The organism is Lysobacter sp. P5_B12, from assembly GCF_056400425.1.
Map to the genome: position 1 here is coordinate 117,179 of NZ_JBFULG010000003.1, position 12,858 is coordinate 130,036.

13 protein-coding genes are annotated in these 12,858 nt (G+C 66.5%); 7 read left to right on the forward strand and 6 right to left on the reverse strand.

What is annotated here, in order from left to right; translation table 11 throughout:
* The 5 genes from AC1DOM_RS06715 to scpC are packed head-to-tail and all read left to right on the forward strand — an operon-like array spanning position 1 to position 5,492.
* Positions 1–1,017: an ATP-binding protein gene (locus tag AC1DOM_RS06715; protein WP_498961526.1), complete on the forward strand. Its 1,017-nt coding sequence runs from the start codon at positions 1–3 to the stop codon at positions 1,015–1,017.
* Positions 1,014–1,880 (forward strand): sensor histidine kinase, encoded by an 867-nt coding sequence (locus AC1DOM_RS06720; protein WP_498961528.1) that lies wholly within the window; start codon positions 1,014–1,016, stop codon positions 1,878–1,880. Before AC1DOM_RS06715 ends, AC1DOM_RS06720 begins: the two co-directional genes overlap by 4 nt.
* Positions 1,873–3,489 (forward strand): response regulator, encoded by a 1,617-nt coding sequence (locus AC1DOM_RS06725; RefSeq protein ID WP_498961530.1) that lies wholly within the window; start codon positions 1,873–1,875, stop codon positions 3,487–3,489. The genes AC1DOM_RS06720 and AC1DOM_RS06725 overlap by 8 nt, the downstream gene beginning before the upstream one ends.
* A gap of 36 nt (positions 3,490–3,525) precedes the next feature.
* Entirely contained in the window at positions 3,526–3,987 is a 462-nt protein-coding gene (locus tag AC1DOM_RS06730; RefSeq protein WP_498961532.1) for a hypothetical protein, read from the forward strand.
* Positions 3,984–5,492, forward strand: a complete 1,509-nt coding sequence (gene scpC, locus AC1DOM_RS06735; RefSeq protein ID WP_498961534.1) for a succinyl-CoA:acetate CoA-transferase ScpC — start codon at positions 3,984–3,986, stop codon at positions 5,490–5,492. Before AC1DOM_RS06730 ends, scpC begins: the two co-directional genes overlap by 4 nt.
* Here the strand turns inward: scpC and AC1DOM_RS06740 are convergent.
* Genes AC1DOM_RS06740 through AC1DOM_RS06750 form a run of 3 tightly spaced genes read right to left on the reverse strand, consistent with a single transcriptional unit; the run spans position 5,433 to position 9,319 of the window.
* Positions 5,433–7,130: an esterase/lipase family protein gene (locus AC1DOM_RS06740; RefSeq protein ID WP_498961536.1), complete on the reverse strand. Its 1,698-nt coding sequence runs from the start codon at positions 7,128–7,130 to the stop codon at positions 5,433–5,435. The genes scpC and AC1DOM_RS06740 overlap by 60 nt on opposite strands.
* Before the next feature lie 39 nt (positions 7,131–7,169).
* Positions 7,170–8,726 carry a phospholipase D family protein gene (locus tag AC1DOM_RS06745; protein WP_498961538.1) on the reverse strand — a complete coding sequence of 519 codons (1,557 nt, stop codon included), beginning with the start codon at positions 8,724–8,726 and terminating at the stop codon, positions 7,170–7,172.
* 56 nt (positions 8,727–8,782) lie between these two features.
* On the reverse strand, positions 8,783–9,319 hold the full coding sequence (locus AC1DOM_RS06750; protein WP_498961540.1) for an outer membrane beta-barrel protein: 537 nt from the start codon (positions 9,317–9,319) through the stop codon (positions 8,783–8,785).
* Between the two features lie 172 nt (positions 9,320–9,491).
* Here AC1DOM_RS06750 and AC1DOM_RS06755 point away from each other — a divergent pair, with 172 nt between their 5' ends.
* Positions 9,492–9,950, forward strand: a complete 459-nt coding sequence (locus tag AC1DOM_RS06755) for a GNAT family N-acetyltransferase (RefSeq protein WP_498961542.1) — start codon at positions 9,492–9,494, stop codon at positions 9,948–9,950.
* A gap of 1 nt (position 9,951) precedes the next feature.
* Here AC1DOM_RS06755 and AC1DOM_RS06760 read toward each other — a convergent pair whose 3' ends face one another.
* Positions 9,952–11,091 (reverse strand): hypothetical protein, encoded by a 1,140-nt coding sequence (locus AC1DOM_RS06760; protein WP_498961544.1) that lies wholly within the window; start codon positions 11,089–11,091, stop codon positions 9,952–9,954.
* A gap of 38 nt (positions 11,092–11,129) precedes the next feature.
* Complete coding sequence (locus AC1DOM_RS06765; RefSeq protein WP_498961546.1) at positions 11,130–11,336, reverse strand: hypothetical protein; 207 nt, start codon at positions 11,334–11,336, stop codon at positions 11,130–11,132.
* A 192-nt stretch (positions 11,337–11,528) separates the two neighbouring features.
* Here AC1DOM_RS06765 and AC1DOM_RS06770 point away from each other — a divergent pair, with 192 nt between their 5' ends.
* A complete protein-coding gene (locus tag AC1DOM_RS06770; RefSeq protein ID WP_498961548.1) occupies positions 11,529–12,158 on the forward strand; it encodes a phosphatase PAP2 family protein in 630 nt (209 codons plus the stop codon).
* On the opposite strand, the gene AC1DOM_RS06775 is transcribed toward AC1DOM_RS06770, so the two are convergent.
* Positions 12,155–12,853: a phosphatase PAP2 family protein gene (locus AC1DOM_RS06775; protein ID WP_498961550.1), complete on the reverse strand. Its 699-nt coding sequence runs from the start codon at positions 12,851–12,853 to the stop codon at positions 12,155–12,157. The genes AC1DOM_RS06770 and AC1DOM_RS06775 overlap by 4 nt on opposite strands.
* Positions 12,854–12,858: the final 5 nt, after the last annotated feature.

Below are 12,858 nucleotides of genomic sequence, written 5' to 3' on the forward strand. Positions count from 1 at the left end.
ATGGAAGTCGTCCTGGCTGGTCACGTGCCGCATCGGATCCCCATCGAGGATGCCTCCTGCGTCGGGCAGGTGAGGCGCCATGCGCAGCAATCCGCGCGCGAGCTCGGCTTCGACGAAACCGACGCCGCGCGCGCCGCGCTCGTGGCGACCGAGCTCGCGTCGAATGTCTTCAAGCATGCCGGGCGCGGCGCGTTGTACGTGCAGCAGATCGCCGCGCGCGATGGCGCGCGCGGGCTCGAACTGGTGGCGGTGGACCGAGGCCCCGGCTTCGACCTTCCGCGCTGCATGGAGGACGGCATGTCCACGCGCGGCACGCAGGGCATCGGCCTGGGTGCGGTGGCGCGGCAATCGCAGGTGTTCGACGTGCACTCCGATGCGAACGGATCGGTCGTGCTGTCGCGCCTGCACGCAAAGCAACGGGCCAACGCCGACCTGCGCTATGGCGCGGCGGTGCATGCCTACGAAGGTGAGCCGGTGTGCGGCGACGCATGGCGCGTGGCGTTCGACACCGGAAGCACCAGCGTGCTGATGATCGACGGCCTCGGCCACGGCGCGCTCGCGCACAAGGCCGCGGTCGCGGGCGCGGTCGCGTTCGAAGAAGATCCCTCCCAGGATGTCGGCGCAGGCATGGATGCCTTGCACGTGGCGATGAACGGCACGCGCGGCGGCGCCGCGGCGATAGCGCGTTACGAACACGACAGCGGCATGTTGCGCTTCGCCGGGATCGGCAACATCTCCGCGGCCTTGCACACGCTGGAAGGTTCGCGCGGGCTCGCCTCGCATCCGGGCATCACCGGCGTCGCCTATCGCAATGCGAGGGCGTTCGACTTCCCGGAGTCCACCGGCAAGCTGTTGGTGATGTACAGCGACGGCCTGGCGACGCGTTGGGCCCTGCGCGACACCCCCGGCCTGATGAACCGCCATCCCGCGGTGATCGCCGCGGTTTTGTTGCGCGACCATGACCGCGGCCGCGACGACGCCACCGTCGTCGTCGTGCCACTCGGAGGCCGTCCATGACGACACCGGAACACCCGGACCTCGAACGGCTGCGCGCGGAAAACGCCGCGCTGCGCGAGGAACTCGACGAGACCAACCAGGGCGTGCTCGCGCTCTACGGCGAACTCGACACCCAGGCCGAACAGCTCCGGCAGGCCTCGGAGCTGAAGTCGCGCTTCCTGTCGTACATGAGCCACGAATTCCGCACGCCGCTGGGCTCCATCCGCAGCATGACGCGCCTGCTCGACGACGAACTGGACGGCGTGTTGAACGAGGAACAACACAAGCAGGTGCAGTTCATCAGCACCGCCGCGGCCGAACTGAGCGAGATGGTCGACGACCTGCTCGACCTGGCGAAGATCGAAGCGGGCCGCATCACGATCTCGCCCGGCTGGTTCGAGATGGTCGACCTGTTCTCCGCGTTGCGCGGCATGTTCCGCCCGATCGTGGAAGGGCAGGACGTCGACCTGGTGTTCGAGGAACCCGAAGGCATTCCCAAGCTGTACACGGACGACAAAAAGGTCGCGCAGATCCTGCGCAACTACATCGCCAATGCCCTGAAGTTCACGCCGTCGGGCACCGTGCGCGTCAGCGCCGAGCGCGACGGCGAAAACTGGGTGCGATTCACCGTCGCCGATACGGGCATCGGCATTCCCGCCGGCATGCTGGACATGCTGTTCGAGGATTTCGCCCAGGTCGATTCGCCGCTGCAGCGTCGCGTACGCGGCACGGGGCTGGGCCTGGCGCTTTGCAAGCGTTTCGCGGCGCTGTTGGGCGGCACGGTCGGCGTGACCTCCGAGATGGGCAAGGGCTCGCAATTCCATGTGCGCCTGCCGATCGCCTTGCCGACCCTCGTCGAAGCGGAGGCACCCGTCCATGACTAAGCCAGTGATCCTGATCGTCGACGACAACGCCGCCACGCGTTACGCGATGCGGCGCGTCATCGAACGCCAGGGCTACCACGTGCTCGAGGCCGGTACGGGGCAGGAGGGCCGCGCACTGATCGCCGCGGACGCGATCGACGTCATCGTGCTGGACGTGAACCTGCCCGACGATTCGGGCTTCGACATCGTGCGCGACCTGCGCGCCGATCCACGGACCGCCTTGTTGCCGATCATCCAGGTCTCTGCCGCCGCGATCCACACGCGCGATGTGATCGTCGGGCTCGAAGCGGGCGCCGATTCCTACCTGATCCACCCGGTCGACCCCGGTGTGCTGATCGCCACCGTGCGCACGCTGCTGCGCGTGCGCGTGGCCGAAGAAGAACTGCGCCTCATCCACGAAGCCGCCCAGCGCGAACGGCTGGAGAAGGCGCACACGCAACTCGCACGGGAAATCTCGGCGCACCAGCGCACCGAAGCGCAGCTGATGCAGGTGCAGAAGATGGACGCGCTGGGCCAGCTCACCGGCGGCATCGCACACGACTTCAACAATCTGCTGACCGGCATCCTGACCTCGTTGAGCCTGATGCAGCGCGACCTGGACGCCGGGAAGACCGACAGGCTGCGCGGATTCGCCGAGGCAGCCAGCGACTCGGCCAGGCGCGCCGCGGCGGCCACGCACCGACTGCTCGCCTTCGCGCGGCAACAACCGCTCGACGCGCGCGCGGTGGACATCAACGCCCGCATCGGTTCCCTCGGAGACCTGCTGCGCCGGACGATCGGCGAACGCGTGTCGCTCACCCTGGATCTCGATCCGGCGGCGCGCATCGCGCGCGTGGACGCCAACCAACTCGAGAACGCGGTCCTCAACCTCGTGGTGAACGCGCGCGACGCGATGCCCGACGGCGGCAACGTGCGCATCTGCACGCGCCGCGTGGAGTCGGGCGCAGGCGAAGACGTCGCACCCGGCCAGTACGTCGAGCTGACGGTGGTCGACGATGGCGTCGGGATTCCCGCGGACATCCTCGACCGCGTCTTCGAACCTTTCTTCACCACCAAGCCGATCGGGCAGGGCACCGGCCTGGGTTTGGCGATGACTTACGGGTTCGCACGACAATCCGGCGGCGATGCACGCATCGCGAGCGTCCCGGGCCAGGGCACGACCGTGACCCTGCGCCTGCCGAGCGGCGACGGGCTCGCGCTGCCGATGGAAATCGCGCCGGTCGCCCTGTTGCCGAAGGTCGGGGACGGAAAGCACATCCTGTTCGTCGAGGACTCCGACTCGGTGCGCGAAGTCACGACCCTGGTGCTCCTCGCTTTCGGCTATCGATGCACGGCCGTGGACACCGTGGAGAAGGCGCTCGCGCTGTTGGAAAGCGAACGCTTCGACCTGCTGCTCACCGACGTCGGCCTGCCGGGCATGGACGGCCGCGAATTGGCCGATGCCGCGCGTCGCTGCGACGCGACCTTGCCGGTGCTCTTCCTCACCGGCTACTCGCGGCACAGCGTGGAAGTGGGGTCCTTCCTCGGGCACGGCATGGACTTGATGACCAAGCCCTATGAGGTAGAGCATCTGCTGGCGAAGGTGGGGCAGATGGTGCGGGCGGCCTGATCGCGGCAGCTCGCCCGACAACCCGGGAGGCCGAGCATGGATCCTGCAATGATGTCAGCAACGGCGGCACTGGCCGGATCGACCATCGGCGGCGTGACCATTATGGCCTCGTCGTGGCTCAGCCAGCGCTTGCAATTCACCCAGCGGCAGTTGGCGCTCCGCCGTAACAGGCAGGAGAAGCTCTACCGCAAGTTCATCGAAGAGGCCTCGCGCTGGTATGCAGATGCCTACGAGCACGACACGCCGCAGATCTCCAACATGGTCACCCTGTACGCACTGCTCAGTCGCATGCGCGTAGTGTCGTCGGCGCGGGTCGTCGAGCAGGGCGACCTGGTGGTTCGCCAGATCATCGAAACCTATCGCGCGCCCAACAAGACCTTCGGCGACGTCCACGAGATCATGGACAACGTGGCGATGAATCCGATGGCCGAATTCAGCATGGCGTGCCGCGAAGAACTGGCGGGGCGCGACCCGAGCGCCATGAGGAGATTCCGATGAGCGATCGCATCCGCGACCCGCGACTGCGCGCAAAGCGCATGGATGCCGACGCGGCGGCAGCGTTGATCGGCAACGGCATGACCGTGGCGATGAGCGGATTCACCGGCGCGGGCTATCCGAAGGCGGTGCCGACCGCGCTGGCCGCCCGCGTGCATGCGGCCCACGAACGCGGCGAGGTGTTCCGCATCAAGGTGATGACCGGCGCGTCGACCGCACCGGAACTCGATGGCGCGCTTGCGCAAGCCGAAGGCATCGAGTTGCGCCTTCCTTACCAATCCGACCCTGTGTTGCGCGCACGCATCAACGCCGGCGAACTGGACTACATCGACCTCCACCTGAGCCACGTCGCCCAATACACGTGGTTCGGCTATTTCGGTCCGATCGACGTGGCCATCGTGGAAGTCACCGCGATCGACGAAGACGGCCATCTCGTGCCCTCCTCGTCGGTCGGCAACAACAAGACCTGGCTCGAACAGGCGCAGCGCGTGATCCTGGAGGTCAACCACTGGCAGCCGGCTGCGTTGCGCGGCATGCACGACATCTATTACGGCACGGCACTGCCGCCGAACCGCAAGCCGATCCCGCTCGTGCGCGCGGACAGCCGCATCGGCGAACCATGGCTGCAGTGCGATCCGGACAAGATCGTCGCCGTCGTCGAGACGGACGCGCCGGATCGCAACACACCCTTCGATCCGCCGGATGCCGCATCGCGCCGGATCGCGGAACACTTGCTCGAATTCTTCCGCCATGAAATTCAACGCGGCCGGTTGACGCCTTCGTTACTTCCCCTGCAGTCGGGCGTCGGCAATATCGCCAACGCCGTCCTGCCCGGGCTGGCCGACTCGGGCTTCCACGATCTCACCGCGTACACGGAGGTCATCCAGGACGCGATGCTCGACCTGATCGAACGCGATGTCCTGCGCGTCGCTTCGGCGACGGCGTTTTCGCTGAGTCCAACGGCCATCGAGACATTCGTTTCCAACGTCGCGCGTTACCGCGAACGCATCGTGCTCAGGCCGCAGGAAATCTCCAACCACCCCGAGCTGATCCGGCGCCTGGGGTGCATCGCGATGAACGGCATGATCGAGGCCGACATCTACGGCAACGTCAATTCCACGCATGTCGCGGGCAGCCGCATCATGAACGGCATCGGCGGCAGCGGCGACTTCGCGCGCAATGCATACCTGTCGGTGTTCATGGCGCCCAGCACGGCGAAGAATGGTGCGATTTCCACGATCGTGCCGATGGTCAGCCACGTCGACCACACCGAACACGACGTCATGGTCGTGGTGACCGAACAGGGGCTGGCGGACTTGCGTGGACTGTCGCCGAAGCAACGTGCGCGGGTCGTCATCGCGCACTGCGCACACCCGGATTATCGGGACGCGCTTCAGGATTACTTCGATCGTGCTTCACGCGAGGCCTACGGCAAGCACACGCCGCATTTACTTGGCGAGGCACTGTCCTGGCATCAGCGGTTCATCGAGCGCGGCACGATGCATTGATCCCAGGTCCTCGTGCAGGATGCGCAGGACTTCCGCGATGGCCTCGGGGTTGTCGTAGATCTGGTGGTGCGACGGGATCACGAGCGTCGACTCCGCGCCCGCGATGCGCGCGCTTTCCAGGGGCACCGCGCCATCGCCCGGCGGTTGCGAACCGGGCAACACACCCGCGATCGTGTGGTACGCGATGCCGGGGCGCGGAAGCAGCGCTTCGCCCGCCGCGCGCACCGGTTGCTTGCGCTGCAGCGTGGAGATGCTGTTGAGCGCGCCGCGCTGGTACACCTCGCGCAAGGCCGGTTGCATGGCGTCGGGATTGTCCTGCGCGATCTTGCGCAGCCCGCGGATTTCCGGCGTGTTGTTGCCCACGAGCGCACGCACGAAGCGACTGAACATGGTCTCGGCGCGCGGCGCGCCATGGTGCGGCGTGGCCAGGAAGATGTCGCGCGACACGCCCGGGTACGCGTGGAAGTGGAAGACGGCGTCCAATGTCGCCAGTAGTTTCGGATCGCCGCGCAGTTGCGACAGCGGCTCGACGAACGCGGCATTCCACAGCGCCTGTCCGCTGTCGACCGAGAGCATGCGCGCGACCAGGCCGCCCATGCTGTGGCCGACGAGCACGATGTGCGCGCGCGCCGGGTCGTCGCACTCCGGATCCAGCACGCGCCATGCAGCGTCGAGATAACGTTGCACCCGCAGGCGCGCGGCGAGCAGCGGCGGGTCGGTCTGATACACCACGTGCCAGATCTGATAGCGGGCGCGGAGAGCGGGATCGGCCCAGATCGCGTTCGACAACCGGCCCCAGATCAACGGACTGCTGCCGAGCCCGTGGATCATCACGATGGGCGATTTGTTCGGGTCGTATTCGTCGAGGAGGTACACGCCCACGCGTCGACCGATCTCGTGGCCGCCCAGCAATCCCCAGACACCCAGCCGGTTCAACTTCGATGTGCCGGCGCCCAGGGCATAGGGCGCGGACGCATCGACGGACAAGGGTCGATCGCCCGACGTAGTCGTCAAGACGGGGTGGCGGAACGGATCGGTCAACACGAGCGTGGGGACGTCGGCATCGGCGTCCTGTTCGATCCACGCCGTCGCGGGCCGGAACACCCCCTCCGGCGGATTGAGCGCGCAGCGCGGCGTGTCCTTGCAGCGCGCGGACATCACCGCGAGTGCGACGCCATAGCCGGGCGTCAGATGGCGCTCGCCATAGGGGCCCAGGTCGATGTCCAAGGCGCGAGCGAGTGTCAGCGGACTTTGCAGGTCGGGCGAGAGGCCGCGGAACTCGACGCGGAGATCCTGGCCATCCACGCGTGTCGCGCCGGCTTTCCAGCCATGCGCACGTTGTGCGAAGGCCCGTGCGAGGAATGCGTCGGTGCATCGCGTCGACAGTTTGGCAGCATCGTCGCGGGCAGCCGGCATCGCGCGCCATGCGTTGCCGGCGCAGCGCAACCATTCGCGGGTCGCCTGTCGTTTGCCCGTTGCACGTTCGGCGCGCGCGGCGGCATCGCGCGCCACCTGCATCGGATCCTCTGCGCCGGACGCGCGTCCCGGCGCCGTGCAGCCGACGATCGCGATCGCGGCAGCCATGAGCCAGCCCCGGCGATCGCCGAGGAGGTGCCACCGCGTTGCACGCCAGGTCATGCAGCGAAGGGTAATCGCGTTGCGCGGCCGCGCGCCACGTTACAGCTGCGACTCGATCGGCAGCCAGCCCGACATCCGCGCGAGGCTGCGGCGCCAGGCGCTCGTGTCCGGTTCGTGTTCGATGACGACGGCGGTGGAGGGCGTGCGGTCGAGCCAGCGCAGCTCCCCGTCCTTGTTGCGATACACCCGGTAACTCATCGGCGGAGCGATCAGGCGCAGGAACTCGCCGCGCAATTGCGCGGCCATGACCGGGTCTTCGAACACCACACCCATCTCGGTGTTGAGCGTCTTCGAGCGCGGGTCGACATTGAACGATCCGACGAAGCCGCGCGCACCGTCGACCACGAAGGCCTTGGTGTGCAGGCTGGCGCCGTTGCCGACGAAGATCGGTGTCGCTTGCGCGCGCGGAGTCGCACGCAGTTCGTAGAGATCCACGCCTTCTCGCAGCAGGCGCTCGCGGTATTGCGCGTAACCGCTGTGCACGGCATAGACATCGGTGGCTGCCAGGGAGTTGGTGACGACGCCGACGTACGCGCCGCGTTCGACCGAGGCGGTGAGCCTTGCCGTGCCGTCCTCGCCGGGCACGAAGTAGGGCGAGATCACCAACACCTGATGGCGTGCCGAGGAGATCATCGGCGTGAGCCGCCCGACCAGCCATTGCGCACGGTTGTCGTCTTTCCACTTGATCGGTGGATCGGCGACGACCTGGATGCCCGCCGTCCAGCGCGGCTGCAATGTTCTCCGATAGTAGTCGCGCCGCAGTTGCGAATCGGCCACGCGATCGAGATAGCGCCGTGCGGCTCGGCTACGCGCGTCGCGATGGACGCCCGCCATCAGCGTGCGCAGCGCGTTCGGATCCCCCGTCCCCAGGGTCGTGATCGGCACCGCGGCGGCGCTGTTCCAATACGCATCGAAAATCGCACTCGCCTGCTGCACGGCCGGTCCGAGCAAGAGCAGATCCAGGTCGCGGAAGTTCACCTGCGCATCTGCGCTGAAATACTGCTCGCTGATGTTGCGACCGCCGATGATCGCAACGCGGCCGTCGGCGATCCACGCCTTGTTGTGCATGCGGTGGTTCACGCTGAAGGGCCGCAGCAGCAGGTCGAAGACGCGCCCGGCGGTTTCGCGATTGCGGAACGGGTTGTAGACGCGCAGTTCGATGTTGGGGTGCGCATCCATCGCGAGCAGGTAGGGATCCAGCCCGACGGCGTTCATGTCGTCGAGCAGGATCCGCACGCGCACGCCGCGTTGCGCGGCGTCGTGGATTTCGTTCGCCAGCAGGCGGCCGGCGAGGTCGTTGTGCCAGATGAAGTACTGCAGGTCGAGGCTGCGGCCGGCCTTGCGCGCGGAAAGCGCGCGCGCCGCGAACGCATCGACGCCATCGGACAGGAAAATCGCCCCTGTCTCGCCGGGATGGGCAGCGAGCAGGGGCGAGAGTTCGCGGTCGATTTCCGTTTGCGCCGGCTGCAAGGGCAGGGCGTGACTGGGTCTGCCCGTGGCCGCCGGCGCGATGCGGCTTGCACGCAGCAGCCCACCGCCCGCGATGACGAGCAGGATCAGCGCTGCTACGCAAAACCAGCTGAGCAAACGACGCATCGCTTCCTCCCGCAGGGGAGGAAGTATGCGTCAAAGATCAGCGGAGATTGGTGCGATCAGAAATCGAAGCGGATCTGGAATTGCGCCAGGTCGGTGTCCAGATCGCCGATCTCGAATCGGCTGTATTCGCCGCGCAACGCGACGCGATCGTTGATCCGGTACTGCACGCCGACACCATAGGTCGGGTCGCTGCCACTGTCGTCGTTGCTGCCCGTCAGGGTGGGCAACGCGTTGTCCAGGTTCCAGCGATGCACGCCCGCCTTGCCGTAGGCGGAGAACTTGTCGGTGATCGGAATGATGCCCACCGCGGTGAGATACGCGGTGTCGCCTTCCAGAGAAGGCTGGCCGGGACGGTCGGATTCGATCTGCCCGAAATCGGCGTAACCGCCTTCCAGCGCGAAATAGCGATTGAACTGATAACCACCGAACGCGGAGAAGGCGGTGTCCTCGTCGTCGTAGGCACCTTCGTCGACGAAGGATTGGCCGACGCCGGCACCGGCGTAGAAGCCCTTGTCCTGCGCCTGCGCGCCGAAGGCGGCGGCGCCGAGCGTGGCGGCGAGGAGAAGGGAAGAGACCAGCTTGGTGTTGCGCATGATGTGTTCGTTCCTTGTTGGAGGGCCCCGGCCAACGCCAGGGCAACGTGCAGCGGGACCTTTCTATGGGCCGCGTGGCGACGAACAATTGCGCGAATCGAAGACAATCATTCCCACGAGTGGGATATTCGCCAGGGCGGATGCGGCTTGCGTCCAGGGACCGAAAAGCGCTATGGCCACAATCGAAATCCGCAGGATCACCCCCAGCGACCATGCGCAGTGGTTGCCGCTCTGGCTTGGCTACAACGCCTTCTACGGCCGCGATGGCGCGACTGCGCTCGCGCCGGAGATCACCGCCACGACCTGGGCGCGGCTACTCGATCCGGCCGTGCCCATGCGCGCCTTCGTAGCGGAGCAGGAAGGCGTGCTCGTCGGCCTGACCCACATCATCCTCCACCACAGCACGATCCAGATCGAATCCAATTGCTATCTGCAGGATCTGTTCGTGTCCCCTGCGGTGCGCGGCCGCGGCGTGGCGAAGGCCTTGATCGAAGCGGTGTACGACTTCGCCCGCCACGCGGGCCTGCCGCGCGTGTATTGGCAGACCCACGAGACCAACACAGTCGCACGCAAGCTCTATGACACCGTCGCGGAGCGATCCGGATTCATCGTGTATCGCCGGATCCTGTGATTCACCACTTCGCCAGCGCCAGAACGATCTCGAACACGATCAGCAGCACGATCGCCAGCTCCAGAAGCTCGGCGCGGCGACTGGACGCTTCCTCGTACAACGCGCCGTAGGTATCGCGAATGATCGCGAGCTTGCGATCGACCGCCGCACCGAGTTTCGGCACGCGAAACAAATCGAGCGCCGCACCATAGACACGCGCCAGATACACGTCTTCGGTGACCTGCAACGAGTTGTCCACGCGCTCGGTGAGCCGAGTCACCTCCGCCACCAGGCCATACAACCGCCGCGCAAGCCGCGCGGCGCGCCGTGATGCAACGAGCGACAACCCGCCGCGCGCGTTCTCGAGCAGGTGGTACATCGTCGACAACTCGTCGTCCAGCAATTCGTCGTAGTAGCGCATCTCCAGCAACTGCGCGTTGGCGACTTCGATGATGTCGATGACATCCGATTCGCCGCGCGGATCGAGGATGAACGCGCGATCCCAGGTCAGCACGACGAGATCGTCGACGCGATAGGAGTAGGACTGGCGCGTCAGTTCGTCCTGTTCCTGGCGGGACAGGGCGCCCGGATCGCCCGACAACCATTGCGCCAGGTCGACGCGCGAACGCACCTGCGCGCCCGTCATCGGTTCGCTGAAGCGATGCACGACGGCAAACAGATAGTCTTCTTCGAGGTGTTGCGCGGAGGGTTTGCTCAAGGCCGGCGCGATGACGTCCAGCACGCCGCGCAAGGTGGCGTTCCAGAGCGAGGCGTCCTGGCTTGCACCGGTCGCGCGATCCAACTGGTTGCAGTACTCGGCGAACGCGTCCCACGTGCGCCCGCTGGCATCGAAGCGCAGCGCAATGGCGATCACGCCGAAGTCGTACAGGCGCGCGGTGACGTCCGCCTGCAGCGCAACGCCTTCGACCTGCACCTCGATCCGGGACAAGGCGAGCAGCGTGGGCGGGACTTCGTACGCCAGTTCATTCGCCGACGCGCGCGACAGATGCGTACGGCGCGTCGGCCGCCCTGCCGCCGACAACCAGAGTTCCTCGGCCAACCCCAGGTCGATCGCATCGGCGACGTCGAACAGGCGATGCGCGATGCACGCGCCGGATTCGACGCGCGGGGGCGGGGGAGGGGTCTCGCGGGCTTCGGCCATATCGTTGATGTTGGCCGAAGGAAGATGACGGCGCTAGGTCAGACGGATCGGCTGCGTTCGATGGCCGCCACTTGCTGCGCCACCCAATCGCGATCGTGCGTGGGGGCCGCGTCGACGAGGCGATCGGCCAGGCGCCAGTAGGTCGTGCGCAATGCGTCTTCGTCTTCGAGCGCGTCCCGCCACAGCGGGACCGACGCGTGGAGCTGGAACAGGGCGGCATCGAGTTCGGCGCGCGACAACTGCATCATCGATCTCCCGTGGAGCGCAGGCAGGCAAGGATCGTAGTCCGGCGTTGGCCGGCGGGCCAGCCCGCTCGTCGTGTTCAGGCAATCGCGGGTCAGCCCGCGTTCCGGCGTTAACGCACGGCTGAGTTCCCGCCCAGCATCGACTAACGCGCAAGGGCGAATAACGGCTGTAACAACGCCAGGAGCTCGCCCATGTTTCCTCGTCGCGCCGCCCCCGCGCTGTTCCTGGTCGGCGCCTTGCTCGTTCCGTGTCGATCGCACGCCGGCAACCCGTTCCTGATCGATCACGTGGTCACCTACGACGACTCTGGCATCTGGAATCGGGACACGCAGAAGAAATTCGCGCTGACCGCCGCCGTCGTGACGATCGGTGGGGCTGCCTTCGCCGACAGCGACACGCGCATGGGGCGCACCTTCGACCAGGCACTGGATTCGATGGTGCTCACCGCGGGCACGACGACGGTCATGAAGGCCGTGTTCTCGCGCGAACGCCCCAGCCAGAACAGCGATCCCGGCGACTTCTTCGACGGCAGCGGCTACGGCAGCTTTCCGAGTGGCGAGGCCGCGGAAATCAGTTCGATCGTGACGCCCTTCATCGCCGAGTACCACGAAGACCACCCCGCGGTGTGGGCACTGACCCTGTTGCCCGCTTACGACATGATCGCGCGCGTCAAGGTGCACGGGCACTGGCAGAGCGACGTGATCGTGGGCGCGGGCATCGGCGTGGCGTGGGGGATCTGGGCGCACAAGCGGGAGCACCCGTTGATCATGGGATTGCTGCCGCACGGTGGCGTCATGGTCGCCTACCAGAAAAAGTTCTAAGCGTCCGTCGACTCGCGCCACGCACCACACAGCGCGTGGACCAACAGCACGATCCCCCAACTGATCCACAGCGACCACAGCGTGTGCGAAAGAAAATGCGCGCCCCGGATCTGCTGTATCCATCCGAGCGCAAACGCGCACGCCAGTGCGAGGACACCGATGACGATGCAGCGTCGCGGTTTCTCCGGATACCACAACCACGCGAAGGACAGCATCCAGGAGCCGGTGGTCAGGAACCGCGCGGGAAAACAATGGCCGGGGCGAACGCCGGCCAGCGGCGCCTGCAGCAGGTCGCGATAAGGCGCGCCGCCGCCGTACTCGATCACGTCCCACGGACAGTGCATCGAGCTCATGGTCTGCAGGATCGCCATCACCGCCGGCACGGCGAGGAAGGAAATCGCGACGCACCACAGCCGTCGCCTGTGCGTGGCCAGGAAGCCCGTGCGCGCGCGCAAGGCACGCAGGGCGATCCACCACATGATCAGCCCCAGGAGGATCGACAGGAGCTTGAGCTGCCGATGGATCGCGTACTTCGTGATCCACGAGGACCGCAATGGAAAGCTATGACTGACGGGGTCGTACCAGGGGTTGGCAAGACGCAGGTCGAGTGCGGAGGCGTGGAAGACCCATGCGAGGGCGACGGCGGTCACCGCCATCGCGATCAGCTGCGGGCGATAGAGCCGCGCGGATGTCACGCGTG

Coding starts and splice junctions, on each gene's coding strand:
- AC1DOM_RS06745 (WP_498961538.1), bottom strand. CDS start 8,726: ATGCGTCGTTTGCTCAGCTGGTTTTGCGTAGCAGCGCTGATCCTGCTC.
- scpC (WP_498961534.1), top strand. CDS start 3,984: ATGAGCGATCGCATCCGCGACCCGCGACTGCGCGCAAAGCGCATGGAT.
- AC1DOM_RS06770 (WP_498961548.1), top strand. CDS start 11,529: ATGTTTCCTCGTCGCGCCGCCCCCGCGCTGTTCCTGGTCGGCGCCTTG.
- AC1DOM_RS06725 (WP_498961530.1), top strand. CDS start 1,873: ATGACTAAGCCAGTGATCCTGATCGTCGACGACAACGCCGCCACGCGT.
- AC1DOM_RS06730 (WP_498961532.1), top strand. CDS start 3,526: ATGGATCCTGCAATGATGTCAGCAACGGCGGCACTGGCCGGATCGACC.
- AC1DOM_RS06765 (WP_498961546.1), bottom strand. CDS start 11,336: ATGCAGTTGTCGCGCGCCGAACTCGATGCCGCCCTGTTCCAGCTCCAC.
- AC1DOM_RS06755 (WP_498961542.1), top strand. CDS start 9,492: ATGGCCACAATCGAAATCCGCAGGATCACCCCCAGCGACCATGCGCAG.
- AC1DOM_RS06750 (WP_498961540.1), bottom strand. CDS start 9,319: ATGCGCAACACCAAGCTGGTCTCTTCCCTTCTCCTCGCCGCCACGCTC.
- AC1DOM_RS06720 (WP_498961528.1), top strand. CDS start 1,014: ATGACGACACCGGAACACCCGGACCTCGAACGGCTGCGCGCGGAAAAC.
- AC1DOM_RS06715 (WP_498961526.1), top strand. CDS start 1: ATGGAAGTCGTCCTGGCTGGTCACGTGCCGCATCGGATCCCCATCGAG.
- AC1DOM_RS06740 (WP_498961536.1), bottom strand. CDS start 7,130: ATGACCTGGCGTGCAACGCGGTGGCACCTCCTCGGCGATCGCCGGGGC.
- AC1DOM_RS06760 (WP_498961544.1), bottom strand. CDS start 11,091: ATGGCCGAAGCCCGCGAGACCCCTCCCCCGCCCCCGCGCGTCGAATCC.